The 25,965-nt window shown below is 68.7% G+C and carries 21 protein-coding genes; 5 read left to right on the top strand and 16 right to left on the bottom strand.

What is annotated here, in order from left to right:
* Positions 1-15 precede the first annotated feature (15 nt).
* A complete protein-coding gene (locus ITJ67_RS20240) occupies positions 16-360 on the bottom strand; it encodes an Rv2175c family DNA-binding protein (RefSeq protein WP_194677274.1) in 345 nt (114 codons plus the stop codon).
* A gap of 134 nt (positions 361-494) precedes the next feature.
* On the opposite strand from ITJ67_RS20240, the gene pknB reads away from it, so the two are divergent.
* Positions 495-2,510, top strand: coding sequence for a Stk1 family PASTA domain-containing Ser/Thr kinase (gene pknB / locus ITJ67_RS07960; protein WP_194677311.1), 2,016 nt, complete (start codon positions 495-497; stop codon positions 2,508-2,510).
* Positions 2,511-2,625: 115 nt separating this feature from the next.
* Here pknB and ITJ67_RS07955 read toward each other — a convergent pair whose 3' ends face one another.
* The 3 genes from ITJ67_RS07955 to ITJ67_RS07945 form a co-directional block, all read right to left on the bottom strand.
* A complete protein-coding gene (locus ITJ67_RS07955) occupies positions 2,626-4,329 on the bottom strand; it encodes an acyltransferase (RefSeq protein WP_194677273.1) in 1,704 nt (567 codons plus the stop codon).
* Between the two features lie 168 nt (positions 4,330-4,497).
* Positions 4,498-5,883 carry a class II 3-deoxy-7-phosphoheptulonate synthase gene (locus tag ITJ67_RS07950; protein WP_160071680.1) on the bottom strand — a complete coding sequence of 462 codons (1,386 nt, stop codon included), beginning with the start codon at positions 5,881-5,883 and terminating at the stop codon, positions 4,498-4,500.
* A 169-nt stretch (positions 5,884-6,052) separates the two neighbouring features.
* Positions 6,053-6,772 (bottom strand): lysophospholipid acyltransferase family protein, encoded by a 720-nt coding sequence (locus ITJ67_RS07945; protein ID WP_104241124.1) that lies wholly within the window; start codon positions 6,770-6,772, stop codon positions 6,053-6,055.
* 175 nt (positions 6,773-6,947) lie between these two features.
* Between ITJ67_RS07945 and ITJ67_RS07940 the strand changes: the two genes are divergently transcribed.
* Positions 6,948-8,768, top strand: a complete 1,821-nt coding sequence (locus ITJ67_RS07940) for an AMP-dependent synthetase/ligase (RefSeq protein ID WP_194677272.1) — start codon at positions 6,948-6,950, stop codon at positions 8,766-8,768.
* A 45-nt stretch (positions 8,769-8,813) separates the two neighbouring features.
* On the opposite strand, the gene def is transcribed toward ITJ67_RS07940, so the two are convergent.
* The 3 genes from def to ITJ67_RS07925 are packed head-to-tail and all read right to left on the bottom strand — an operon-like array spanning position 8,814 to position 14,183.
* Positions 8,814-9,365 (bottom strand): peptide deformylase, encoded by a 552-nt coding sequence (def, locus tag ITJ67_RS07935; protein WP_194677271.1) that lies wholly within the window; start codon positions 9,363-9,365, stop codon positions 8,814-8,816.
* Positions 9,362-10,768 carry a mycothione reductase gene (locus tag ITJ67_RS07930; RefSeq protein ID WP_194677270.1) on the bottom strand — a complete coding sequence of 469 codons (1,407 nt, stop codon included), beginning with the start codon at positions 10,766-10,768 and terminating at the stop codon, positions 9,362-9,364. Before ITJ67_RS07930 ends, def begins: the two co-directional genes overlap by 4 nt.
* Positions 10,761-14,183: a pyruvate carboxylase gene (locus ITJ67_RS07925; protein ID WP_194677269.1), complete on the bottom strand. Its 3,423-nt coding sequence runs from the start codon at positions 14,181-14,183 to the stop codon at positions 10,761-10,763. Before ITJ67_RS07925 ends, ITJ67_RS07930 begins: the two co-directional genes overlap by 8 nt.
* A 77-nt stretch (positions 14,184-14,260) precedes the next feature.
* On the opposite strand from ITJ67_RS07925, the gene ITJ67_RS07920 reads away from it, so the two are divergent.
* Positions 14,261-15,127 carry a ParA family protein gene (locus tag ITJ67_RS07920; protein WP_160071675.1) on the top strand — a complete coding sequence of 289 codons (867 nt, stop codon included), beginning with the start codon at positions 14,261-14,263 and terminating at the stop codon, positions 15,125-15,127.
* A gap of 111 nt (positions 15,128-15,238) precedes the next feature.
* Here the strand turns inward: ITJ67_RS07920 and ITJ67_RS07915 are convergent, their stop codons facing one another.
* The 3 genes from ITJ67_RS07915 to ITJ67_RS07905 all read right to left on the bottom strand — a co-directional run bounded on the left by ITJ67_RS07915 (position 15,239) and on the right by ITJ67_RS07905 (position 17,277).
* The gene (locus ITJ67_RS07915; protein WP_104241118.1) at positions 15,239-15,781 is read right to left on the bottom strand and encodes a MerR family transcriptional regulator; all 543 of its coding nucleotides are present in this window, start codon (positions 15,779-15,781) and stop codon (positions 15,239-15,241) included.
* 300 nt (positions 15,782-16,081) lie between these two features.
* The gene (locus ITJ67_RS07910; RefSeq protein ID WP_323741423.1) at positions 16,082-16,711 is read right to left on the bottom strand and encodes a MerR family transcriptional regulator; all 630 of its coding nucleotides are present in this window, start codon (positions 16,709-16,711) and stop codon (positions 16,082-16,084) included.
* Positions 16,712-16,776: 65 nt separating this feature from the next.
* The gene (locus ITJ67_RS07905; RefSeq protein WP_068478243.1) at positions 16,777-17,277 is read right to left on the bottom strand and encodes an FHA domain-containing protein; all 501 of its coding nucleotides are present in this window, start codon (positions 17,275-17,277) and stop codon (positions 16,777-16,779) included.
* Between the two features lie 167 nt (positions 17,278-17,444).
* On the opposite strand from ITJ67_RS07905, the gene ITJ67_RS07900 reads away from it, so the two are divergent.
* Positions 17,445-18,350 (top strand): DUF3097 family protein, encoded by a 906-nt coding sequence (locus ITJ67_RS07900; RefSeq protein ID WP_236558400.1) that lies wholly within the window; start codon positions 17,445-17,447, stop codon positions 18,348-18,350.
* Here ITJ67_RS07900 and ITJ67_RS07895 read toward each other — a convergent pair.
* A complete protein-coding gene (locus tag ITJ67_RS07895; protein WP_181057884.1) occupies positions 18,322-18,894 on the bottom strand; it encodes a CDP-alcohol phosphatidyltransferase family protein in 573 nt (190 codons plus the stop codon). The genes ITJ67_RS07900 and ITJ67_RS07895 overlap by 29 nt on opposite strands.
* 166 nt (positions 18,895-19,060) lie before the next feature.
* Between ITJ67_RS07895 and ITJ67_RS07890 the strand changes: the two genes are divergently transcribed.
* Positions 19,061-19,486 (top strand): RNA-binding S4 domain-containing protein, encoded by a 426-nt coding sequence (locus ITJ67_RS07890; protein WP_104331119.1) that lies wholly within the window; start codon positions 19,061-19,063, stop codon positions 19,484-19,486.
* A gap of 72 nt (positions 19,487-19,558) precedes the next feature.
* Here ITJ67_RS07890 and ITJ67_RS07885 read toward each other — a convergent pair whose 3' ends face one another.
* The 5 genes from ITJ67_RS07885 to ITJ67_RS07865 are packed head-to-tail and all read right to left on the bottom strand — an operon-like array spanning position 19,559 to position 25,964.
* Entirely contained in the window at positions 19,559-20,347 is a 789-nt protein-coding gene (locus tag ITJ67_RS07885; protein ID WP_194677268.1) for a DUF1684 domain-containing protein, read from the bottom strand.
* Positions 20,274-22,316 carry an FAD/NAD(P)-binding protein gene (locus tag ITJ67_RS07880; RefSeq protein WP_228502428.1) on the bottom strand — a complete coding sequence of 681 codons (2,043 nt, stop codon included), beginning with the start codon at positions 22,314-22,316 and terminating at the stop codon, positions 20,274-20,276. Before ITJ67_RS07880 ends, ITJ67_RS07885 begins: the two co-directional genes overlap by 74 nt.
* Positions 22,313-23,977: a dipeptide ABC transporter ATP-binding protein gene (locus ITJ67_RS07875; protein ID WP_194677267.1), complete on the bottom strand. Its 1,665-nt coding sequence runs from the start codon at positions 23,975-23,977 to the stop codon at positions 22,313-22,315. The genes ITJ67_RS07880 and ITJ67_RS07875 overlap by 4 nt, the downstream gene beginning before the upstream one ends.
* Positions 23,974-24,933: an ABC transporter permease gene (locus ITJ67_RS07870; protein WP_194677266.1), complete on the bottom strand. Its 960-nt coding sequence runs from the start codon at positions 24,931-24,933 to the stop codon at positions 23,974-23,976. Before ITJ67_RS07870 ends, ITJ67_RS07875 begins: the two co-directional genes overlap by 4 nt.
* Positions 24,930-25,964: an ABC transporter permease gene (locus tag ITJ67_RS07865; protein ID WP_160071670.1), complete on the bottom strand. Its 1,035-nt coding sequence runs from the start codon at positions 25,962-25,964 to the stop codon at positions 24,930-24,932. The genes ITJ67_RS07870 and ITJ67_RS07865 overlap by 4 nt, the downstream gene beginning before the upstream one ends.
* Position 25,965 lies beyond the last annotated feature (1 nt).

Below are 25,965 nucleotides of genomic sequence, written 5' to 3'. Positions count from 1 at the left end.
AGCAGCGCTGATCGACTAGATGGCGAGCAGCTGGACGGCGTGACGCACCTGCGTCTTGCGTCCCTGCACGAGCGCGTCGAGAGGGGCGACGCCGAGCGTCTCATCGACGCTCAGGAGCCACACCATCTGGTCGTGCGCGCTGAGCCCTGCGTCGCCGAGCAGGAACAGCGTCCCCCGGAGGCCAGCCAGCGGCTCGCCGTCCTTGATGAACTCCTGCGGGATGCGCGGCTCTCGCTCGATGCGGAACGACAGCAGCTGCTTGTCCTCGATCAGGGTCGACACGCGCCCCGTCGAGACACCGAGCTCGGATGCTGCCTGGGGAATCGTGTACCACTTACGGGTACTGAAGACGTCGCTCACGCCTCACATGGTCGCAGACTCCGCGCATCGATGCGAGCCCGAGCGATTCCTCGGCGCCGTGCGGTGTTTCATCCGGGAGGCGCGTGCCTCGTCGGGCTATCCTGCACGACGTGAGTCCCGTTGGTCCCGACGACATGATCGGCCGTCTGATCGACGGCCGATATCAAGTGCGCTCTCTGATCGCCAAGGGCGGCATGGCTACGGTCTATGTCGCCACTGATCTGCGCCTCGAGCGCAGGGTCGCGATCAAGGTGATGCACGACCACCTCGCCGCCGACGAGCGCTTCCGCGAGCGGTTCATCCGCGAGGCGCGCTCCGCGGCGAAGATCACCCACCCGAACGTCGTGAACGTCTACGACCAGGGTGACGACGAGGTCTTCGCCTACATGGTGATGGAGTACATCCCGGGCATCACGCTCCGCGACCTGCTCCACGACCATCACCGACTCACCCCGGAGCAGTCGATCGACGTCATGGACGCCGTACTCGCGGGCCTGCAGGCGGCTCACAAGCTCGGCATCGTGCATCGCGACCTCAAGCCCGAGAACGTCCTGCTCGCCGACGACGGCCGCATCAAGCTCAGCGACTTCGGTCTCGCCCGTGCGGCGAGCGCGAACACGGCGACCGGGCAGGTCCTGCTCGGCACCATCGCCTACCTGAGTCCCGAGCTCGTGACCAAGGGCACCGCCGACGTGCGCAGCGACATCTACTCGTTGGGCATCATGCTCTTCGAGATGCTGACGGGCGAGCAGCCATACCGAGGCGACCAGCCCGTCAACATCGCGTACCGGCACGCCAACGAGACGGTTCCCGCTCCAAGCGAGGTCAACGCCAGCGTGCCGCATGAACTCGACGAGCTCGTCGCCTGGTCGACGGAACGCGATCCCGAACTTCGGCCGGCGGACGCCGGCGTGATGCTCGAAGCGCTGCGTCGCGCGGAAGCCGAGCTCGGCCAATCGGCCCGAGCTGTCGACCCGACAGCGGTCCTGGCCACCGCGAGCCAGAGCGACGTCGAGGACACGGACCCGACGCAGCTCGCCCTCATCACGAGCCAGATGTCATCGGCGTCCTCCCCTCCGGAGTTCTCCGAAGGACACGTCGAGTCCTTCAGACCCGGAGACTCCCCCACCGTCGTCGGGGCGCCGATCTTCCCGGAGACGGGCGTTGCAGAGCTCGAGCCCTCGCTCCCGCAAGCCACCTCGACGGCCGAGCAGGGCGCCCGCAAACGACGCACCTTCGGGGCAGTCATCGCCATCCTGGTCATCGCACTGGTCGCGGCGGCCGGCGGCATCGGCTGGTGGTTCGGACTCGGACCTGGGTCCTACAACACGGTCCCCGAGGCGGTTTCGCTCACCCAGGCGGACGCGGAGTCGGCGATCACCGCTGCCGGCTTCACCGTCGGCGACGTCACACAGGAGTTCTCGCTCGAGGTCGCTGCCGGCACCGTCATGGACATGGACCCGCAAGCCGGCACGTCGCTCGCACCCGAGACTCCGATCTCCCTCATCGTCTCCGCCGGGCCGGAGATGCTCACGGTACCGGCCCTCGAAGGGCTGACGCTCGAGGCGGCTGAGTCCGCCATCACCGAGGCCGGCTTCACCTACGACCAGGCCACGACCCTGCGCCAGTTCTCCGATGAGGAAGCCGACGTCGTGATCGCGGCGACGGACACCACCGGCGCTCCACTCCCCTCCACGCTCGCCGAGGGCCAGCCCATCCGTCTCGTGGCCTCGGCAGGAGTCCTCCCTGACGTAGCTGGCGAGACGGAAGCGAACGCGACGAAGCTCATCGAGGAGGCCGGACTCGTCGTGAACGTGTCGAGCCGGGAGTTCTCGGCCTCGGTGGCCAGCGGCGTCGTCATCGCCTCCTCGACCACCACCGATCCGGTCGTTCCGGGCGACACGATCAACATCTCGGTCTCGAAGGGGCCAGCCCCCGTCGTCCTCCCAGACGTCGTCGGCGCACCCATCGGCGAAGCCATCGCGACGCTCGAGGGACTCGGGCTGACGGTCGGCCACAACGTTCCCCCCGGCATCGTCAACGACCCGAACCCGGTCATCAAGTTCGTCGTCTCGACGCAGTCCCCCGCCGCCGGGGTCGAGGTACCGGCCGGGTCGAACGTCACCCTGACGGCCACCGCGACGCTGTAGGTGCTCGGGCCGCTGACGCGCGCCGGATCGCGATCAGGGCCTCTGCTCGAACTCGTTCCGACGCCGCCGGGACACGTCCCGGCTGGTGCAGACTCTCTCAGCCCGCAGTCGAGCGCTACGAGAGTGACGTCGGCCGAAGTGCCGCTATCGGATCAGGACGATGCACCCCGCGCATGCGGTAGCCCAGCGAATCCGATGCTTGAAGCAGGTCGGCGAGCAGCCAGATGATGCTCAACCACATCTCGGTTCCCTGCAACCCTGGTGCGCCACCCGCGCTCTGGGAACGCGGAGCGAACGCTATCCCCTCGCCGGGAACCCACTGGCCGAGCGCCTGCTCGAGCGCCCCGCGCGCCCACTCCGCGATCTCCCCGCGGCGGTGCGGGGTCTGCTGCGAAGCAAGCCAGAGCGGATGCGCGATATCGAGGACGTTGCACGCGGTCCAGCCAGCTGGCGTGGAGAGGTGAGGATCAGCCGCGTGCAGCAGCACGGTGTCGATCGTCGCGACCGGATACGGCAGCGGCAGTCCGAACTGCGCGAAGAGTCCGCGGGTCAGCCGGTAGAAGCCGTTCACGGCCTGCAGCCGTGGTGAGTCCGAGCCGGGCAGCACCTCCCCCCACAGGCCTGTTCGCGGGTCCGCGCGTGCGACAGCCCAGCCAAGCAAGGTGAGGAGAGGCCCGGCTCCCCCGTCGTCGAAGGCGTCGGAATGATCCAGCATGTTCGCGGCGCAGGCCGTAGCGACCGCGTCGACCGCGGCGCCGGAGCCCCAGGCGCCAGCGCCCCAGTCGCGGGCGTCGAGGGCGGCCGTCAGGTCCGTTCCCGTGAGCCCGTGCACGGCGCGGATCGGGTGGGGCATCCGCCCTCCCAGCAGCCGCACGGCGTAGCTGACGCTGAGGACGTGGTAGCTCGCCGGCCCGTCGAACGCCGAAAGCGGCTCCGATGGCTGCCGATCGGGCGACGTCTGCGCTCGCTCGAGGCCGGCGTCCGAGAGATCGCCGTCGGCGACCAGCCCCGTCGCAGGATCCTGCCTCGTCGTCAGCCGCCGGAGCAGGTCCGCGGCGGCGAAGCCCGGCGGCGGTGCGTCCAGCAGCAGGTCGGCGAGCTCGACCGCGTCGGCCCATGGGCGCAGGGTGGGCGCCGCAGCCGTGCCTGGGCGATCGACGAAGCGGTCGCCCTCGAAGCACCGCTCGAGCACTGCCGGGATCTCAGCCCGAGCCGTGTCCCCGAAGCGTCGGAGCGCCTCCCCGAGCCCAGCCTGGCGTGCCGGAGCCCGGCGGTCGCGCAGGACGCGCGCCGGATTGCCTGCCACGATCGCGTGGTCCGGGACACTCTTCGTGACCACCGAACCAGCGCCGATGACGACGTGGTCGCCGACCACCACCCCGTCGAGGATCGTCACCTGCGAGCCGATCCAGACATCGTCTCCGAGAACGATCCCTCGACTCGAGAGCCCCTGGGTGAAGACCGGAGCGTCCGGCTCCATCAAGTGGTTGAAGCCGAGGATCGAGGTGTGTGCGCCGATCCGGACGCCGTCGCCCATCTGCACGTCGCCGCGGACCACGGCGAACGGGTTGACAGAGCAATCCGCGCCGATCGCGACGTTGTCGGTGACGTAGGCGTTGGCGGCGATATAGCTGCGGTCGCCGATCGACAGCCGGTCGCAGAAGACGGCGGCACTCGCCGAGACGAAGACCCGATCGCCGATCGCGGCACCCGACGCCGCCAGTTCGCCCAGCCGCTCAGCCTGAGCGGCTCCGTCGGCGGAGTGGGGATCGTACTCCCATGGGAGGAAATCGACTCTGCGCACGCCGTCAGCCGTCATGCGCTCATCCTTTCACGGGTGACGCGGCGAGGGAGTTCAGGGTTCCGTGCTCCCACACTCCGACAGAGGCCTCCTGGTGATGGCAGAGCTCACAGCTCCACCACCCCAGGAGGCCTCGTCACGTCACACGACCGGAATCGCCACCAAGCAGGTCACGGCCGAGTCCCTCTAGTGCTTGCCCGCGCGCAGCTCCTCAGCCACGAGGAACGCGAGCTCGAGCGACTGCATGTGGTTGAGACGCGGGTCGCACAGCGACTCGTAGCGGGTCTCGAGGGTCTTCTCGTCGATGTGCTCGGAACCGCCGAGGCACTCGGTGACATCGTCGCCAGTGAGCTCGACGTGGATGCCACCCGGGTGCGTGCCCGCGGCGCGATGCGCCTCGAAGAAGCCCTTCACCTCGTCGACGACGTCGTCGAAGCGACGCGTCTTGTAGCCGTTCGGCGTCGTGATCCCGTTTCCGTGCATCGGGTCGGTGATCCACAGCGGCTGCGCATCGCTGCTCTTGATCGCCTCGAGCAGGGGTGGAAGCGCGTCGCGGATCTTGCCTGCGCCCATGCGGGTGATGAAGGTGAGGCGACCAGGTTCGCGGTTCGGGTCGATCTTGTCGATGAGCCGCAGCATGGTCTCGGGCGTCGTCGACGGCCCGAGCTTCACGCCGATGGGGTTCTTCACGCGGCTGAAGAAGTCGACGTGCGCCTCGTCCAGGTCGCGCGTGCGCTCCCCAATCCAGATGAAGTGGCCGGAGGTGTCGTATGGCAGACCGGTGCGCGAGTCGATCCGGGTCATGGGTCGCTCGTAGTCCATGAGGAGCCCCTCATGGCCGACGAAGAACTCGACGTCGCGGAGTGCGTAGAAGTCAGCCCCGGCGGCCGCCATGAAGCGCACGGCACGATCGATCTCAGCTGCGAGCTGCTCGTAGCGCGCGTTGGCGGGATTGGCGGCGAAGCCCTGGTTCCAGGAGTGCACCTCGCGCAGGTCGGCGAAGCCGCCCGTCGTGAACGCACGGACGAGGTTCAGCGTGGATGCGGCCGTGTGGTAGCCGCGGAGCATGCGCTCCGGGTCCGGGGTCCGGCCCTCCTCGGTGAAGTCGAAGTCGTTGACGATGTCCCCGCGGTACGCGGGCAGCGTCACGTCGCCGCGGGTCTCGTTGTCGCTCGACCTGGGCTTCGCGAACTGACCGGCCATGCGGCCCATCTTGACGACCGGCATCGACGCGCCGTACGTCAGCACGACGGCCATCTGCAGGATCGTTCGCACACGCGCACGGATCTTGTCTGCCGTCGCGCCCGCGAAGGTCTCGGCGCAGTCGCCACCCTGCAGGACAAACGCCTGCCCGGCCGCGGCTGTCGCGATGCGGTCGCGCAGGCGGTCGACCTCGCCGGCGAAGACGAGTGGTGGCAGCGACGCGAGCTCACCTGAGACGCTCGCGACCTTGGTCGCGTCGCCCCACTGCGGCTGCTGCCGGATCGGCAGCTCGCGCCAGGCATCGAGCCCCTCGAGCACGCCGGGGGGCGTCGGGATCGACTCTGTGCGGGTGGAGGTGAATTGGCTCATGCTCGCTTCTCTGATCTCATGTCTCTGATCTCATGCTGGCAGCTTGGGCGCTGCAGCGCTGGTGTGTTGCTGGATCTCACGCCGAACGGCCCCGACGATACTCGGGGCCGCGGCGCTCTGCTCTGTTGATCGCTCAGGGCTTCTCGAACGCTCAGACCTGCTGGGCGATTCAGTGCTTCTGTGCGGCGGCGAGCGCCTTGGCCTCTGCGTCCATCTTGGTTCGGATGGACGAGGCATAGATGTCGCGATAGTCCTGGTTGCTGAGGGCGTGCAGCTCGCTCATGATCTCGTCCGTGATGGAACGGAGCACGAAGCGGTCGGCCGCCATGCCCTCGTACCTGGTGAAGGTGAGGGGCTCGCCGAAGACCATGCCGACCTTGCGGAGACGAGGAACCTTCGCTCCGATCGGCAGGACGCGCTCCGTGTCGACCATGACCACGGGGACGACCGTGACGGGCTTGTCCGCCTGCATGATCATTCGTGCGATTCCCGTGCGCCCACGGAACATCCGTGCGTCGGGGCTGCGGGTGCCCTCCGGATAGATGCCGAGCACCTTGCCCTCGCCCAGCACTCGCAGACCCGTCTGCAGGGACGCCTCGCTCGCTGCTCCGCCGCCCCGGTCGATCGGGAGCATGCCCGTCGACTTGAAGAACTGCGCCGTCAGATAGCCCTTGATCCCCGTTCCGGTGAAGTACTCCTTCTTCGCGAGGAAGTAGACGCGGCGGTCGATCGACAACGGCATGAAGAACGAGTCGATGACCGACAAGTGGTTCGACGCCAGAATGACCGGCCCCTTCGCCGGTATGTTCTCGACGCCGCGCACCCAAGGGCGGAAGGTTCCGCGCACCAAGGGCCCTGCGAAGAGATGCTTGAGCACCCAATACAACATGCGTGGCCTCCCGATAGGCGATGGCACATCAGTGTACTCGGGACATGCCCGGCCCCGTTGCGCCGCTCCCCGTTTCCGAAACGGTAGGGTTGGAAGCCACGGAACGTGAAGTCGAATCGGTCCGGACGATGGGCGTTCAGGCGGCTCACGACCAGGACCACACTCAGGAGTTGCAATGAAGCTATCCGAGACCCCCGCCGTCGTCAGCCCGGAGCCGAGCTGGAACACCACAGATCTGCTCGAGTACCGACTTCGAGAATCGCCGGATCTCGCCCTCTTCGCCCTGCCAGAAGGCAGCGCCTGGCGCGACGTGCCGGTCAAGGAGTTCCACGCGAAGGTGCACACCCTCGCCAAGGGCTTCGTCGCCGCCGGCATCGAGCCCGGGGAGCGCATCGCGTTCGTCGCCAAGACGAACTACGAGTGGACGCTCGTCGACTTCGCGCTCTGGTATGCCGGGGCAGTGATGGTGCCGGTCTACGAGACCAGCTCGTCCGCGCAGATCGAGTGGATGCTCGAGGACTCAGAGGCCGTCGGCATCATCTCCGAGCTCCCAGAGCACGACGACAAGCTCGACGAGATCTCTGACACCGTCTCGGGGCTGCGCGTGCGCTACGCGCTGCATGCCGGCGCGATCGAGGAGCTCATCCGCCTCGGGGCCGGCGTCGAGGACGCGGAGATCGAGCGCCGTCGCGGGATCGCGAACGGCGCTGACATCGCGACGCTCATCTACACCTCGGGATCGACGGGACGCCCCAAGGGGTGTGTCATCACGCACTCGAACTTCGTCGAGCTGTGCCGCAACGTGAAGGACCCGCTTGGCGCGCTCATCTACCCCGGCGCATCCACGGTGCTCTTCATCACGCTCGCGCATGTCTTCGCCCGCTTCATCTCGGTGCTCTGCATCTACGGCGGGGTCAAGGTGGGCCACCAGCACGACACCTCGAAGCTCGTCGAGTCGCTCGGTACCTTCCACCCGACCTTCCTCCTCGCGGTGCCCCGCGTATTCGAGAAGGTCTACAACTCGGCGGAGCAGAAGGCAGAGACCGGCGGCCGGGGCAAGATCTTCCGCAAGGCGGCAGACGTCGCGGTCCGCTACTCGGAATCCCAGGACGCGGGCCGGACGCCGCTTGTTCTCGGCCTGCAGTACAAGCTGTTCGACAAGCTCGTCTACTCGAAGCTGCGTGAGGTCATGGGCGGCCGGGTCAAGCACGCCGTCTCGGGCTCGGCGCCACTCGGCGCGCGTCTCGGCCACTTCTACCGGGCTATCGGCGTGAACATCCTCGAGGGCTACGGTCTCACCGAGACCACGGCCCCTGCGTCCGTGAACCTCGCGGAGAAGTCGAAGATCGGCACCGTCGGGCCGGCGCTGCCCGGCGTGGCCGTGCGCACCGATGACAGCGGCGAGCTCCAGGTCAAGGGCATCAACGTGTTCCGCGAGTACTGGAAGAACCCTGAGGCGACGGCCGCGGCCTTCGACGGCGAATGGTTCAAGACGGGAGATCTCGGCTCGATCGACGACGACGGCTACATCACCGTCACCGGGCGCATCAAGGAGATCATCGTGACCTCCGGCGGGAAGAACGTCTCCCCCGCGGCGCTCGAGGACCCGATCCGAGCCAACCCGCTCGTCGGCCAGATCGTCGTCGTCGGAGATCAGCGACCGTTCATCTCCGCGCTCGTCACGCTCGATCCCGAGATGCTGAAGACCTGGCTCTCCAACAACGGCGAGGACCCGAGCATCTCGGTCGCCCAGGCCGCGGAGCACCCGAAGGTGCTGGCCGAGATCCAGCATGCTGTCGACCTCGCGAACACGCGCGTCTCCCGGGCCGAGTCGATCCGCAAGTTCGTCGTGCTCGATGGCGAGTTCACGGAAGCCGACGGCACGCTGACTCCGAAGATGTCGATCAAGCGCCACGTGATCCTCGAGAAGTACCGAGGAATCATCGAGGGCATCTACAACGCCGCACCGGCGACGCAGGGCATCACGCTCAAGTAGCTCGGAGAGCTGGACCCTCGCGGCCAGCGCCTCCGGTCAGCGTCGTCAGCGCGACGTGCGGCCGAAGGCGCTGGCCTTCGCGGATCCAGCAGAGACGGTCGCGGGCGCGAACCACTCGCTGCCCCGGATCTCCCGCATGGCTTCCTTGCGGTGCTCTGGCGCGAGCGTGTCGATGTACACGACCCCCTTGAGGTGGTCGGTCTCATGCTGCAGCATCTGAGCCATGAGGCCAGAGCCCTCGAGGACGACGGGCTCGCCGTCCAGGTCGATTCCGGTGACCCGAGCGTGCTCGTACCGTGGCGTCTTGTTCCAGAGGCCGGGGACGGAGAGGCAGCCCTCGTCGATCTCCTCGACGTCTCCCCAGGTGCTCTCGAGGACCGGGTTGAGGACGTAGCCGGTCCGCCCGTCGATGTTGTACGAGAACGCGGCGAGCCCGACCCCGATCTGCGGAGCAGCCACCCCGGCACGGCCGTCGAGCGCCGTCGTGTCGAGCAGGTCGGTGACAAGACTGCGGATGCGGTCGTCCACGACAGTGATCTGCTCGGCGGGCGTGCGCAGCACCGGATCTCCGTAGAAGCGGATGGGGCGAACGGTCACAGTTCCTCCTCAGCGCGCAGCAGCGCGTTCTCGACCACCTCGCTCGCCGCGGGGTGGGGCCAGTACTGGCCACGCGCGAGGCCCCGGATGGAGTGCCCGAAGCTCGCCGCGAGGACGAGGGGCTGGAGCAGGACCGCCGCGTCCGGGCCCACGATGTGCGCCCCGAGGATGGTCGCGCTTCCACGCGCTACGACGAGTTTACAGAAGCTGCGCTGGTCTTCGAGCGCCCACCCCCAGGCAGTGGACCCGTACTCGTGCACGACCTCGAAGGCGTCGTAGCCGAGCTGCTCGGCACGCTCGAGGGTTGCCCCGAAGCTGGCGATCTGAGGTTCGGTGAACACCACGTCCGGGACCGGGCCGAGGGTGTTCTTCATGAGGCGACGGCCGGGCTCGACGGCGATGTTGTGGGCGACGACCCGCGCCTCGTGGTTGGCGACGTGCTTGAGCTGGTGCTCCGAGTCGATGTCGCCGAGGGCGAAGACGCCAGGCACCTGGTGGCCGTCGCGCAGGACGCGCTGGTAGGCATCCACGCGCAGCCGGCCGTCGTCGTGGTGGTCGAAGCCGACCTCGAAGGTGCCGAGCGTGTCGGTGTTCGGGATGCGCCCGATCGCGACGAGCACAGCGTCGACCTCGATGCGCTCTCCCGAGTCGGTCGTGAGCGTCGCGACGCCGCCGTCATCGGAGAAGCCGACGACGGAGGTGCTGGTCTCGAGGCGCCAGCGCTCCCGTGCCGCTTCCGCGAAGGTCTCGGCGACGTCGGCATCGAGCGAGGAGAGCACGCGCCCACGCACCAGCTGCGTCACCTCGGAGCCGAAGGCACTGAAGACGTGCGCGAACTCAGACGCGATCGAGCCGCCGCCGATGATCGCCAGGCGTCGGGGTGCGTCATCGATGCGCATGATCGTGTCGGAGGTGTGGACGAGTGGCGAGCTGAGCGGAACGACGTCGTGGTGGCGCGCGCGACTTCCCGCGGCGATGACGAGCGTGTCGGCGGTGAGGCGCCTGCCGGATGCCGTGAGCACCTCGCGGTCGCCGAGCATCTCGACTCGCTCACGGACAAGCGTGACCCGAGGGTTGCCGCTCTCCCGGTACTGCTCCCCGCTGTCGCTGATGTGGTCGATGCGCCCGAACACACGGTCGCGCACCTCCGGCCACGACGGGCGCAGCCGGACGTCGTGGATGCCCAGGCGGTCGGCGTCGCGCGCGACCCGCACGATGTCCGCCACGTGGACGAACATCTTGGTCGGGATGCAGCCGACGTTGAGGCAGGTTCCGCCGAAGTGCGGGCCGTCGTCGATGATCGCGGTCCTCGGCCCGCTCTCGTCGCCTGGCGGGAGGGAGTTCCCCGAGCCCGCGCCGATGATGATGAGGCCGAAGTGCTCGGCGTCGGTGAGCTCAGGCATCGGCGCTCTCTGCACCCGGACGTACGACGACGAGGAGGTCTCCGTTGCCGACCTCCAGCGGTGAGGAGATCGCGAGGCGCTCGACGACTCCAGCGACGGGAGCGGTGATCCCGGCCTCCATCTTCATCGCCTCGATCGTCGCGACGGTCTGTCCCTGGGCGACGCGTTCGCCGACGTCCACCCGCAGCGTGACGACGCCGGAGAACGGCGCTGCCACGTGACCGGGATTCCCGCTGTCGGCCTTCTCGCGCTCGATCGTGTCGACCTTGATGCTGCGGTCACGCACGAAGACGGGCCGCAGCTGACCGTTCAGGGTGGCCATGACCGTGCGCATGCCGTCCGCATCCGGCTCGCCGATGGCCTCGAGCCCGACGAAGAGCTGCACGCCCTTGCCGATGTGGATGACGTGCTCCTCGCCAGGTTCGAGCCCGTACAGGTAGTCGAGGGTGTCGAGCACGGACAGGTCGCCGAAGAGCCGGACCGTGTCCTCGTAGCTCGCGGTCGGCTGCGGGAAGAGGAGCCTGTTGAGGGTGCGCCTGCGCTCGAGGCTGTCGCCGGCGAGGCCGGCTTCGTCGGCTGCGGAGAGCGGCGTGATCTCGATCTTCACGTCTCGCCCCTCGAGCACCTTGCTGCGGAAGGGCTCCGGCCAACCGTTGGGCAGCTCGCCGAGTTCGCCCGCCATGAAGCCGATGACCGAGTCCGGGATGTCGAACTTGCCCGGGTTCTCGGCGAAGTCGGCCGGGTCGGCGCCCACCGCGACGAGGTGCAGAGCGAGGTCTCCGACGACCTTCGACGAGGGGGTCACCTTCGGAATGCGGCCGAGGATCTTGTCGGCCGCGTCGTACATGTCCTCGATGCGCTCGAACTGGTCCGCGAGTCCGAGTGCGATGGCCTGCTGGCGGAGGTTCGACAGCTGGCCACCGGGGATCTCGTGCTTGTACACGCGACCGGTCGGGCCGGGCAGACCCGACTCGAAGGGGCGGTAGACGAGGCGGACCGCCTCCCAGTATGGCTCGAGATCGGTGACGTTCGTGAGGCTGATGCCGGTGTCTCGCTCCGTGTGCTCGAGCGATGCGACCAGCGCCGAGAGACTCGCCTGGCTGGTCGTGCCCGACATCGGAGCACTGGCCACGTCGACGGCGTCGACGCCTGCCTCGCTTGCCGCCAGGAGCGTCGCCAGCTGACCACCAGCGGTGTCGTGCGTGTGCAGGTGGACGGGCAGGTCGAAGCGCTCGCGCAGGGCCTTGACGAGGATCGAGGCCGCCTGAGGGCGCAGGAGTCCCGCCATGTCCTTGATCGCGATGATGTGCGCGCCCGCCTCCACGATCTGCTCCGCGAGGCGCAGGTAGTAGTCGAGCGTGTAGAACGGCTCAGCGGGGTCGGCGAGGTTGCCGGTGTAGCAGAGGGCGACCTCGGCGACGGCGGTGCCGGTCTCGAGCACTGCGTCGATGGCGGGCTTCATCTGCGAGACGTCGTTCAGCGCGTCGAAGATGCGGAAGATATCGACACCAGTCGCAGTCGCCTCGTGGACGAACGCCTTGGTCACAGCCTCGGGGTACGGCGTGTAGCCGACGGTGTTGCGCCCGCGGAGCAGCATCTGCAGGGGGATGTTCGGGACAGCCTCGCGAAGGCTCGCGAGGCGCTCCCAGGGTTCCTCCCCGAGGAAGCGGAGCGCGACATCGTACGTCGCCCCTCCCCAGGCTTCGATGGAGAGCAGCTCTGGCGTGAGCCGCGCGAGGTAGGGCGCCGCTGTGACGAGGTCCCGCGTTCGGACGCGCGTCGCGAGGAGCGATTGGTGCGCGTCGCGGAACGTGGTGTCGGTCACGGCGAGTCGTCGCTCCGAGCGGAGCTGCGCTGCAAAAGCCGTCGGCCCGAGCTCAAGCAGCTCCTGTCGGCGCCCGGAGGGCAGCGGGAGGGCGGTGTCGAGCTCAGGGAGCTTCGAGCGGGGCTCGACGGAGGTCGGCCGAGCGCCGTGCGGAGCGTTGACCGTGACGTCGGCGAGCCAGTTGACGATCTTCGTCCCTCGATCGCCGGGTCGGCGGTACTCGAGCAGCCCCGGACGCTTCTCGATGAAGTCGGTCGCGACGTCGCCACGCTGGAAGTCGGGGTCGTCGAGCACGCCGAGGAGGAAGGGGATGTTCGTGGCGACGCCGCGGATGCGGAACTCGGAGAGCGCTCGACGTGCCCGCCGAACGGCTGCGGGGAAGTCGCGTCCGCGAGCCGTGAGCTTCATGAGCATCGAGTCGAAGTGCGGCAGGACCTCGGCCCCCGTTGCGATGGTGCCGCCGTCGATGCGGATGCCGGAGCCGCCCGCGGAGCGGTACGTCGTGATGACGCCGGTGTCGGGACGGAACCCCTGGGAGGGGTCCTCAGTCGTGATGCGGCACTGCAGCGCGAAGCCGTGGAGTTCCAGCTGGTGCTGCTGAAGCCCCATGTCGTCGAGCCGCTCGCCCGAGGCCACGCGCATCTGCGCCTGGACGAGGTCGACGTCCGTGACCTCCTCCGTCACGGTGTGCTCGACCTGGATGCGCGGGTTCATCTCGATGAAGACATGCTGCCCGGCGCGCGGTCCGGCCGTGTCCAGCAGGAACTCCACGGTGCCGGCGTTGACGTAGTCGATGGACTTCGCGAAGGCGACGGCATCCGCGTAGAGCTTGTCCCTGACCTCCTGCGGGAGGTTCGGAGCCGGAGCGATCTCGACCACCTTCTGGTGCCGCCGCTGGACGCTGCAGTCGCGCTCGAACAGATGCACGACGTTGCCGTGCTCATCCGCGAGGATCTGCACCTCGATGTGGCGAGGCCGAAGCACGGCCTGCTCCACGAACATCGTCGGGTCGCCGAAGGCGCTCTCTGCCTCCTTCATCGCAGACTCGAGCGCCTCGCGCAGATCCTCTGGGCGCTCGACGCGACGCATGCCGCGCCCGCCGCCTCCGGCGACGGCCTTCGCGAAGATCGGGAAGCCGATCTCGTCGGCGGCAGCGCAGAGTTCGTCGAGATCCGTCGAGGGCTGGCTCGAAGCGAGCACGGGCACGCCGGCGGCAATGGCCTGGTTCTTCGCCGTGACCTTGTTGCCCGCGGACTCGAGGACCCGCGGCGGCGGACCGATGAACGCGATGCCAGCCTCCTCGGCAGCGCGCGCGAGTTCCGGGTTCTCACTCAGGAAGCCGTAACCGGGGTAGATGGCGTCAGCCCCCGACTCCTTCGCGACGCGGAGGATCTCGGCGACATCGAGGTAGGCGCGAACAGGCTGTCCGACGGTGCCGATCTGGTACGCCTCGTCAGCTTTCAAGCGGTGCAGGGAGTTGCGGTCCTCATACGGGTAGACCGCGACCGTCCGCGCTCCGAGCTCGACTGCGGCGCGGAATGCGCGGATCGCGATCTCGCCTCGATTCGCGACCAGGATCTTCTTGAACACCGGTGTTCCACCTTCCGACAACACGACAGGGGCATGCAGCAACGTGACCTCAAGCCTAGTGAATGTAGCCTGGGCTGGTGTTCGTCCTCAGCATCAGTTCTCTCAAGGGCGGCGTCGGCAAGACCACGGTGACCCTTGGCCTCGCTTCCGCCGCCTGGGCCCGCGGGCTCAGAACCCTCGTCGTCGACCTGGATCCCCAGTCCGACGTCTCCACAGGGCTCGATGCCCGCGCGCAGGATGGCGCCACGATCTCCGACGTCCTCCGCTCGCCGAAGCCAAGCACGGTTCGCGCGGCGATCGCCCGCTCCGCGTGGGGCGAAGGCAGCCGCGGCGTCATCGACCTCATGGTGGGCAGTCCAGCAGCGCTGAGCTTCGATACCCCGAATCCCTCGATCCGAGAGATCTGGCGACTCGAGGAGGCGCTTGCCGTCGTCGAGGAGGACTACGACCTCGTCCTCATCGACTGCCCGCCCTCGCTGAACGCGCTCACGCGCACGGCCTGGGCCGCTTCGGACCGTGTCGCGGTCGTCACCGAGCCCGGGCTCTTCTCGGTCGCCGCCGCCGACCGCGCACTCCGGGCCGTCGACGAGATCAGGCGCGAGCTGTCGCCGCGGCTCCAGCCGCTCGGCATCATCGTCAACCGGGCCAAGCACCAGTCCCTCGAGCACCAGTTCCGTCTCGGCGAGCTCCGGGACATGTTCGGTCCCCTCGTGCTCTCCCCCGCGCTCCCAGAGCGCACCTCACTGCAGCAGGCGCAGGGCGCAGCGAAGCCCGTGCACCTCTGGCCGGGAAGCTCAGCCGAGGAGATGGCGGCGAACTTCGACAAGCTGCTCGACCGCATCATGCGGGCCGGCCGGCTGGGCACCTATGCGGAAGCCCCCGCCACGGGCGACGACGAAGCCCCGGTGACGCGCGGGCGTCAACGGGGCCGGTCGAACAACTAGCGAGTTTCCGGAAACCAGCGGCTTCGGCGCCGCGGCCTGCCTCGCGTGGTCAGGCAACCGGAGCGCGGTCAAGCGCCCGAACGTGCCGAGACAGCGAGGCCGTCTGCGGGTTCAGCTCGCGCGGCTGGCGCGGCGTGCTGCGAGCTCGTCGACAGGGTCGAGCGTCTGCTGCTCGAAGTCGACGAGGGTCGACTCGACCTCGCGGAGCACCTGGCCGACGAAGATGCCGAACACGCCCTGCCCGCGGTGCACGAGGTCGATGACCTGGTCGTTCGAGGTGCACAGGTAGACGCTTGCGCCATCCGACATGAGCGTCGTCTGCGCGAGGTCAACGACGCCGGTCTCGGCGAGCTGGTCGACCGCCGTGCGGATCTGCTGGAGCGAGATGCCCGTCTCGAGCAGTCGCTTCACGAGCTTGAGGACGAGGATGTCGCGGAACGAGTAGAGACGCTGCGAGCCTGAGCCCTTCGCCCCGCGAACCGTCGGCTCGACCAGGCCGGTGCGAGCCCAGTAGTCAAGCTGCCGATAGGTGATGCCCGCGGCACGCGCGGCAACGGCGCCACGGTACCCGGAGCCCGGATCGAGGTCCGGAATGCCGTCGGTGAAGACCAACTCGCCGCCGGTTGGCGCGTCGCCCTGTCCCTGCTCGCTCATGCCTGCACCTTTCACACGTTTTCGACCAACTCAGCGCCCCGTACTCCTGGAGCAAGCCCTGCGCTCCGGGGAGCCGATGCGCCCTGGGGAAGCCTTGTACCACAAGGGAACTTGAGGTAAGTCCCGAGCCGTCTGGGTCGATTCTATTGGAGTGCATGCCGCTCGGCTACTTCCGAACGACAACGATGTGATCATGACCCGACTTGCCCCGGATTTCAGGCATCCGCGGCAGGCCTGCGGCGTGTCGTGGCACGAGATCGTGGCTCGCGAATCCACTTCACGTTCAAGTGGAGGATGAACCTACCTGCGACCGCGAACCGCTTGGCGGATGAGGGACCGGCGAACCGACCCGAGCTGCTCGGCGAGCTCGTTGGCACGCTCGACGGCCTCGCCCTGCGAGCGCGCCCGCCGGGTGTTCGTCGAGAGCGCTTGCTCGATGAGCCCGTACTCGTGATGTGCGGCAGCGCGGAAAGGGCGCAGGTGGCGCGGCTCGATGCCCACCCGCTCGAGCTCCACGAGCGTGCTCAGCATGGTGAGCTCGTCTTCCTGGTACCGACTCGCCGCCGGGATGAGTCCGGCGCTCACGGCCTGCTCGAGCAGGGCGGGCTTGGCTCCAGAGCGCTCGAGCAGCTGCGCGCGATCGAGGACGGTGCCGGCGGCGAGCATGGTCTGCCGCTGCGGTGCCCGCGATCCCGGGAGCTCAGGCTCGAGGCCCCGATCGAGGTCGTCGAAGTACTCGGCGATCACCTTGAGCGGCAGGTAGAGGTCGCGCTGCATGGTGAGCACCTCGCGCAGGCGAGCGACGTCGGCCGCGGAGAACTTGCGATACCCCTTCGGCGTTCGCTCGGGATGCACGAGGCCCTTGTCCTCGAGGAAGCGGAGCTTGGAGGGGCTCAGCTCAGGGAACTCGACGTTCAGCCGCTGCAGCACCTGACCGATACTGAGCGTCCGACCTGGTCCCCGCGCAGAAGCCGCCGCCGCCATAGCGGCCACGATCAGTTCCCGGCAGACGCGGAAGTCAGGCTGGTGTCAAGCGGAGAGCTGTAGAAAGTGAGCCGGAATTTGCCGACCTGCACTTCTCCGCCGTTGGTGAGGACGGCGGAGTTGATGCGCTCGCCGTTGTAGTACGTGCCGTTGAGCGAACCGAGATCGCGCATGTGGAACTCGCGGCCGTGCCGCGTGAACTCGGCGTGACGTCGGGACACGGTGACGTCGTCGAGGAAGATCTCCGCGTTCGGGTGCCTGCCGGCGACCTGGAGGTCGGTGTCGAGCAGGAACCTGGCTCCCACGTTGGAACCGCGACGGACGATCAGGAGCGCGGATCCGGAGGGAAGCGCACTGATGGACTCCATCTCCTCCTTCGACACACCACCTGCGATGAGCGCAGCGAGCTGCGCGCTGAAATCGCCGGTGAACGACATCGTCGAAGACTGTGTCTGCTCATCGACGACGCCGTCGCCTTCAGGGGTCCGCGCCTCAGCGTCAGAACCAGCCATATTTGCCTCCTCGAGTCGATGCTCAAGCGTAGCGGAATCGGGGGTGCCCGAATTCCGGTCGGTTAATTGCAGCAGCACCGCCTGCCATTGTGCGTCAGACGACTGAGTGTTGTCGAAACGAGCGGGAAGATCGAGCCCGATTTTCACCCTCGGCGTACACTTCCGGAGTGCTAGACGACTCCCTCTCCGGCGATCGCGCGAGTTTCGACGGCCGCGCCGAGTCCGACGACCGCTACTCGGGTGACCCCATCGCCCGCATGCGCGAGCGCAAGTCCGCGCCCCTCACGCGGAAGGTGCCCATGGCCAGCGGCATGTGGCTCGAGGATGCGGCGAGCGGCTTCTACGGCCGCCTCGCGTCGGCCAACAAGCAGACCGTGACGCTGCAGGACTTCGACGGCCAGCGCAAGGCGTTCCCCGCCGATTCGATCTTCCTGCTCGAGGATGAGGCCATCCTCCTCGGGCCCCCGGCGGCCAAGCAGCAGTCTGGGCGAGCACGCAGCGCGTCCGGCTCCTTCCACGTCGCCGATGCCAAGGCGAGGACCGCGAGGGCCGGGCGAATCTTCGTGGAGGGCAAGCACGACGCCGAGCTCGTCGAGAAGGTCTGGGGCCACGACCTGCGCATCGACGGAGTCGTCGTCGAGTTCCTGCAGGGCGCCGACCACCTCGCCGAAGTGCTGACGGTGTTCGGACCGAGCCCGACGCGCCGCGTCGGAGTGCTGCTCGATCATCTCGTCAAGGGCTCGAAGGAGCAGCGCATCGCCGACGACATCACGCGGCGCTTCGGCGCCTCGCACGTGCGGGTCGTCGGCCACCCGTACGTCGACGTGTGGCAGTCGGTGAAGCCCGAGCGCCTCGGGCTCAAGGCATGGCCCGTCATTCCTCGAGGGCAGGACTGGAAGAAGGGCATCTGCAGGGCCCTCGGCTGGCCCGCAGAGGAGCAGGCGGACACGGCAAGGGCCTGGCAGCGCATCCTGGAGCGCGTCCGCGACTACCGGGACCTGGAGCCGTCGCTGCTCGGCCGGGTGGAGGAGCTCATCGACTTCGTCACGGAGCCCGGCGGCGCAGGTACCTGACCGCGTAGACGGCTCCTGCTGCGACGTGCAGGACCGTCCCGATCAGCAGCATCCACCACGTGATGGTGCGCAGCGGCTCGGCGGGCACCTGCTCGGCGTACGACAGCAGGTGGAGCGGCATGGCAACCATGATGAACGCCGACCTGGCCTTGCCGAGCAGGTTTACGCGCCCCTCGCGAACCCGCTCGAGCCGCGCCAGCCCGATGACGAGCAGCGCCAGGTCGCAGAGGAAGATCGTGACCAGCACGAACCACGGGAAGTAGCCGAGGAGTGCCAGGCCGAAGCCGATGATGATGATGCCGAGCCGGTCGGCGACCGGGTCGAGGACCTCCCCCACCCGGGAAACCTGCCCGAGGCGGCGGGCGAGGAAGCCGTCGATCCAGTCGGTCGCCCCGAACGCAGCGAGGCTCAGGGTGGCGGCCAGCTCCCGGCCGTCGGCGGCGAGCCAGATAGTGAGGGGCACGAAGACGAGCAGTCGCGCCACCGAGATGGCGTTGGGAAGCGTCGCCCACCGCATCGGGCTCTCGTGCCGGTCGCCTGCCATGAGGTCATTGTCGCAGTGGCACGCCTCGCGCGTCTCGGCGCGTCTGCGTGTCGGTGAAGCCCGCGCGGGTCGACACGTGGTGACGCCATCTGCTGTGCGCGCACGAGGGCACGACCGCTGAGCACGACCGCTGGGCGCGGCCTCACGAACTCGATACGATCATCGGATGGACCGAGACGAGCAGGGCTACCACCAGCCAGGGCCCGCTTCCGTGCGGGTCGACGTGTGGCTCTGGGCGGTCCGCATCTACAAGACCCGCAGCGCCGCGACCGCGGCCTGCAAGGCCGGGCACGTCAAGATCGACGGCGATCGGGCCAAGCCAGCGCAGCGCATCCACGTCGGCGACGAGGTTCGGGTGCGGACCGATCGTGACCGGGTCCTCGTCGCGCAGGAGCTCCTCAAGAAGCGCGTCGGCGCGCCGATCGCGGCGAAGGCGCTCATCGACAACTCACCTCCGCCTCCCCCTCGGGAGTTCGCCTCCCCCATCGCGTACCGCGACCGTGGGGCCGGGCGTCCGACGAAGCGGGAGCGTCGAGAGATCGATCGCATCCGCGGCCGCGACGAGCGGCCCCTGCTCGACCCGGACGAGTGATCGCGAACCGCGCTCCGGGTTGGGTTCCGCGGCGCGCGGTTGGCGATCGTCGTCAGCGATCGGACTGGGGCGTCAGGCCTTGATGGCGTTCCGCTCGCCAGCTCTGACCGGCACGCTGAGTCGGTTGTCGGCGGCAGGCGTCGGGCAGACGAAGTGGTCGCTGAAGGCGCACGGCGGTAGGTAGGCGCGATTGAAGTCGATCGTCGTCGCCCCGTCGGCCTCGGGGGCGGGGACGGTCAGGAACCGGAAACGGTAGCTCTCGACACCGCTCGTCGTGTCGGCGAACACGACCTGGAGTCCTGCCTCGGTGTGGTCGGCGTCGATCGAGAACGCCGAGCCGCCGAGCTCGAAGTCGAGCTTCCCGCCGAGGTCCTTCCTGGACACGTAGCCGTCTGCCTGGAGCACGTCGACCTGCTCGGTCGAGGGACGGAAGCTCGCAGACACGACGTAGTCGTCGTCAGGCTGGTAGCTGTCGATGCCGAGCAGCGCGGCTCGCCCCGACGCCTCGGGGTCGAGCACTCGGAGGGCGCGCTGATCGTCGCGCGCGAACGCCCGGAGGATGCGCGCACCGTCGCGGAGCTCCTCACCCGTCTTCAGCGTCACACGGTCGCCGACTCCGGAGCCGGAGGCGTCCACGTACCCGCTCTCGGCGAGCCCGCTGCCGACGACGGTGCCGTCGACGATGCTCCAGGTTCCCGCGACGCCCTCCAGTTCGAGCTCGATGCCGTCGGCGAGCCAGTTGGTCGCGACGAGGGCCGCCGGCCCGTACGGGGCACGGACCGCGCGCTCACGACTTTCGTGCCAGACCGCCCAGCGTGCGCTGAAGTGGTCTCCGGTAGTGGTGCTCTGCTGCGTGCTCATGCTGTTCCCTCTCCTCGTTCTCTCTGCTGATCTCGCCGACGAGTCTCAACGTACTCAGGGCGACGGCGTCGTTCTCGCGGAACGAGACGGCGTTGGTCCGCGGGCGGGAGAACGCCCCGACGAATGGATTGGACGTGTACGGGCCGATGGCGAACCGACGGGGATGCGTCGTCCCGTCTGCCTGCACGATCCTCGAGTCCTCGCGGCGCACCTCGATGACGCCGGTGGCGAGGCTGCCCTCCGGGGTGGCTGCGATGCGCTCGCGCCCCTCGCCCGACTCGATGAGCTGCCTGAGCGCCAGGTTGTCGGTGTGGGCGACGTCGGCGTCGGGAAGCCAGGCGTCGATGAGCGCGCGGGCCGACACCTGTCGCTCGAGCGTTGTGCCCTTTGCCCTGAAGAGGCCGGCTTCCTCGTCCTCCCAAACGCGCAGCTCGCCGCCCAGGAAGTGCACGACACCGGCCTCGCTGAGCGCGAGGAGCTCGTCGAGACGGTGTCCTGGCGGGCCGGACGCAACGTAGCTGAAGAAGCCCTTCCACCAGACGCGAACGTCTCCGGCGAGCGATACCGGCGACCAGTTGGGAGCATCCTGGAATTCGACGAAGGTCATGAAGGAGAAGAGGAGGGCGAGGAAGAGCCCTTGGTTCTCGCTGTGCTGCTGGCTGTTCCTCCTGCGGAGGTCTTCGCGGATGTAGTCGTGGAGGGCGACCGACACCGAGCCGACGTCGGTTGCCGCGGCCCCGCGCAGGGGGTGGTCGAAGGTCTCGATGTCGAGCTCGTCGCTCGGGTCGACGAGCGCGGCGAGCACTGCCTCGTGGAGTTCGGGCGACTGGGCGGCGAATCGGTCGAGCTCGGCCCGGAACTCGACCCAGGACACGCGCACTCGATCTGGGTGCCCCGTGAAGAGCTCGCGGTAGTAGCCGTGCAGCATCTCCTTGGCGAGGAGCGGCCAGAAGTGCGTGCGGAAATCCAGGATCTCGTGCTCGGCGACGATCTCGCGGGCGATGTCCGCCGTGAAGTAGCGGGTCTCGAACGGCTCCCCCTGGAGCACGCTCGTGACCTTGGAGTGGTAGGGAACGCCCCGCCTGGAGCCGACGAGGATGCGGGGCTCGCGGCCGGAGGGACGGTACCTGAGGCGTCCCGGCTCGTCTCCGGGCAGGAACGCTCCCCCGCGCCCTTCGGTGAGCAGGACGAGCAGGTCGACGGCGGCGAGGCCGAGACCGCGGACGATGACGGGCTCCCCAGCTTCCACTGCACTGAAGTCTGCGTCTGCCGTGAACGAGGGCGGCACGTAGGCGAGGTCGTGGCGGGCCGCGAACTCGCTCAGCTCGGCGGTTCTCGTTCCTTCGTGGACCAGGGTTCCGGAGTGGCCGAGCGCGTACACGACGACGTCGACGGTGAGGCTGTCGCCCGTATCGAGCTCGACGCGCTGCGCGCCGTTGTCGATCGTCGTGACGCCCGTCACCTCGGCGGCGTGGACGAGGACCGTCAGGCCCTCTGGCGCCGCGTCTGCCGCCTGCTCGAAGAACCAGCCGAGGTACCTGCTCTGCAGGCGCCTCGTGGGGAAGCTCGCCGGACCGAGTGACCGCACCTCGTCGGCCACCTGCTGGTCCTCCGTGTCGAGGTCGTACCCTGCCAGCTCGCCGCGGCTCGCGAGCTCAGCCCACTCGACGAGGGAGGGGCCCTGCCTGACCGGGCCCTCTATGGTGCTCGTCTCGTCGGTGAACATGGTGACGTCGGCCGCCAGCGAGTTGAGCTTCAGGAGCCCGGACTGGGCGTCTCGCCAGATGCGTCCGGCTCCAGGCGGGTGCGGGTCGATGAGGTGCACGACAAGCGGGCCAGTGGTCTCGCCGTCGTAGTTGGCGACGATGCGCTCGAGGAGCCCAGCTCCGCGAGGTCCGGCGCCGAGGACCGCGATGCACCTGGCTCCCCTGGTGCTGTCGATATCGATGAGCCTGGCTGCGGATGTCATGCGATCGCCTCCAGGACGCGCTCGGTGGGCTTGCCGCCCGGGATGGCGTCGACGAGCGCTCGAGTGTAGGCGTTGGTGCTGCGCTCGAAGACCTCGTCGACGGTGCCTTCCTCGAGCAGCTCGCCGCCTCGGAGCACGCCGACGCGGTCGGCGATCTGGCGGACGACCCCGAGGTCGTGGGTGATGAACAGGTAGCTCAGCGAGTGCTCGGCCTGGAGGTCGACGAGGAGCTGGAGGATCTGCGCCTGGACGGAGACGTCGAGGGCGGAGACGGCTTCGTCGAGGACGATGAGCTCTGGCTTCAGGGCGAGTGCTCGTGCGATGGCGACGCGCTGCCGCTGCCCTCCGGAGAGCTGCGTCGAGCGCCGTTGCGCGAAATCGGCAGGGAGCGCGACGTCGTCCAGCAGCTCGAGCACCCGCGCGCGGCGCGACTGCTTGTCGCCGACCCCGAAGGCCCGCAGCGGCTGCTCGATGGAGTCCGCGACCGTGAATCGCGGGTCGAGCGATGAGTAGGGGTCCTGGTGCACGAGCCCGGTCCTGCGGCGGAAGGCTCTCAGGGCGCTGCCTCTGGCGCCGGCGACTTCGAGGCCGTCGAGGCGGATGCTCCCTTGGTCCGGTCGTTCGAGGAGCAGGGCGAGGCGAGCGGTTGTGCTCTTGCCGGAGCCCGACTCGCCGACGAGGGCGTAGCTCTCGCCGCGGGCGATCGAGAAGGCGACGTCCTTCGTCGCGTCGACCCGTGCGCCTCCTGGCAGCCGGAAGGTCTTGCTCAGTCCCCTGACCTCCAGAACCGGGCGGCTGCGGTCGATGCCGAGGGCCCCATTGGCCGGCGCGAGTCGCGTCGAGGTCCTGGTGGGTGCGGCCGCGACGAGTCGCTTCGTGTACGGGTGCTGCGGGTCCTCGAGGACCTGGGCCGCCGGGCCGGCCTCGACGATCGTTCCGTGCTGCATGACGAGGATGCGGTCGGCCCGGTCGGCTGCCACGCCGAGGTCGTGGGTGATGAAGAGCACGGCCGTGGATGCGACGGCGGCCCGCTCCGCGATGAGGTCGAGGATCTGGCGTTGGACGGTCACGTCGAGTGCGCTCGTCGGCTCGTCGGCGATGATGAGGCCGGGCGAGGCTGCGAGCGCGGCCGAGATGAGGACTCGCTGCCGCATGCCGCCGGAGAACTGGTGCGGGTACTGCGCTGCACGCTTTGCCGCGTCGGGGATCCCGGCGTCATGGAGGAGCTCGACGGCTCGCGCGCGTGCATCCTTCTTCGTGGCGAGGCCGTGGATGAGGAGCACCTCGGCGACCTGCGCTCCGACGGTCTGCAGCGGGTTCAGGGACGCCGATGGGTCCTGCGGGATGAGGCCGATGCGTGCGCCGCGGACGGCACGCCATTCGAGCGGCGTCAGGGCGGTGAGGTCGAGGCGGTCGTAGCGGAGTGCGTTCGCGGTCACCGCGGTGCTCGCGGGGAGGAGATCGACGATGGCCTTGGCGACGCTGGTCTTGCCGGAGCCGGACTCGCCGACGATGGCGACCTGCTCGCCCGGGTACACGTCGAAGGAGACGCCGGCGACGGCGAGCGTCGTGGCCCCCTTGTAGGCGAGCTGGAGGTCGCGGACGGACAGGAGCGGCTGCGTTTCGCTGCCTGCCTGCTGGGTCAGGGGTGTGGAGGTCATGAGCGGTCTCCTCGTTCTTGGAGCCAGCGCGAGATGCGCGCCGTGGAGAGCACGACCGCGACGATCACGAGTCCGGGCAGGGTGGTGAGCCACCAGGCGGCCTGGAGGTAGTCGCGGCCTTCGGAGATGAGGGCGCCCCACTCCGGCTGGGGCGGCGGGGCTCCGAAGCCGAGGAAGCTGAGGGCGGAGATGGCGAGCACTGCCGCGCCGAACTCGATGGCGGCGAGCGCGAGGACCGGGGTGATCGCGGCGGGGAGGACCTGGCGGAAGATGATGCTCGGCCAGCGAGCGCCCGAGAGCTTCGCCGCCTCGATGTAGCCGGCAGTGGCGACCGAGAGGACCTGCGAGCGCATGATGCGCGCGAAGGCTGCGGTGGACGCGAGGCCGACCGCGATCGCGATGTTGAGCGTCCCGAAGCCGAGTCCCGTGATGATGGTGAGCGAGAGCAGCAGGGCTGGGATCGCGAGGATGACGTCCATGAATCGCATGATCGCCTCGTCGACGAAGCCCCGGAGGTATCCGGCGAGAAGCCCGAGGAGCGCCCCGGTGCCGAGCGCGATGACGACGGCGAGGCCGGAAGCGAGGAGGGTGGTCTGCGAGCCGTGGATAAAGCGCGCGAGGGTGTCCCGGCCCAGGTTGTCGGTGCCGAAGGGGTGCGCGGGGCTCGGCGGCTGGAGGCGGTCGAGGAGGGTGCCGTTAATGGCGTCGTACGGCGTGAAGATCGACGGCGCGACGGCCCACGCGATGACGGTTGCGAGCACGGCGATCGCAAGGATGAGGGACGGGAGGCGCAGGAGGCTGCGGAAGCGCGCGAACGACGACGGCTTCGCGGCAGCTGGCACGGGCTGCGGGGTCCGCTCGGCGGCGACGCCGCCAGCGCTGCCGGGGGCCACGTACCGCTCGGTGCGACTCAGCGCAGCGAGGTCTGACGGCGGTGTGAGGAGGGGCTGGGTCATGCTGCGACCTCGTTCGCTCGAGTCCTGCCGGGCTCCGTGGCAGTGGTACCGGACGCCGGTGGGGGTGTCGGACGCGCCTTGGTCGCCGGGCGCTGCTTCGTGGAGTGCGAGAGGCGGGGGTCGACGAGCGGGTAGAGCGCGTCGACGATGAGGTTGGTGACGACGAAGATCGCGGCGGCGAAGACGACCGCGATCATGACGAGGGGGATGTCCCGGTTGGCGACGGCGGTCACGATCATGCGGCCGACGCCGTCGCGGGAAAAGACGGTCTCGGTGACGACGGTTCCTGCAAGGAGCTGGCCGACGAGCACCCCGCCGATCGTGAGAGTCGGCAGGGCCGCGTTCCTGAGGGCATGGCGCACGAGGATGCGCGTGTCGCCGGCACCCTTCGCCTTGGCCTGCTCGATGAAGGGCCGGGCGAGGGTCTCGTGCAGGCTGCGGGTGAGCACCTGGGCCAGGTAGGCGCCGGTCGGGATCGAGAGTGTCAGCGCAGGGAGGATGAGCCCCACGAAGCCCGTGCTGCCGAAGGCCGGCACCCAGCCGAGCTGGAAGGAGAAGACCTGCAGGAGCAGGAGCCCGAGCCAGAACGTCGGAACCGCGATGGCGAGCGAGGGCAGCGACTGGAGGATGCCGCGCAGCCAGGAGGATCGGATGAGGTTGCTGATGAGCGCGAGCCCGATGCCGCCGATGACGGAGAGGACGAGGGCCGCTCCGGCGAGGGTGGCCGTCGACGGGAGCGCGCGGGCGAGCACCTCGGTGGCGGGGATGCCGTTCTGCACGGAGCTGCCGAAGTCGAGGACCAGGGCCCCCCCGAGGGCGGCCAGGTACTGCTCGTGGAACGGAGCGTCGAGCCCGAGCTCCGCTCTCAGCGCCTCGATGGCGGCCGGGTCTGCGGCCCCTTCTCCGCCGCCAGCTGCCGCCACGGCCGCCGCGTCGCCAGGGAGGAGGTAGAGGAGGAGGAACGACAGGGTGAAGGCCGCCCAGAGGACCAGGATCCCCAGGGCGAGCCTCCACGCGAAGTAGCGAGCCATA

Origin of the sequence: Pseudoclavibacter sp. VKM Ac-2867 (genome assembly GCF_015351275.1) — a bacterium.
GTDB lineage: Bacteria > Actinomycetota > Actinomycetes > Actinomycetales > Microbacteriaceae > Pseudoclavibacter.
This window is presented reverse-complemented; position numbering and strand designations above follow the sequence as displayed.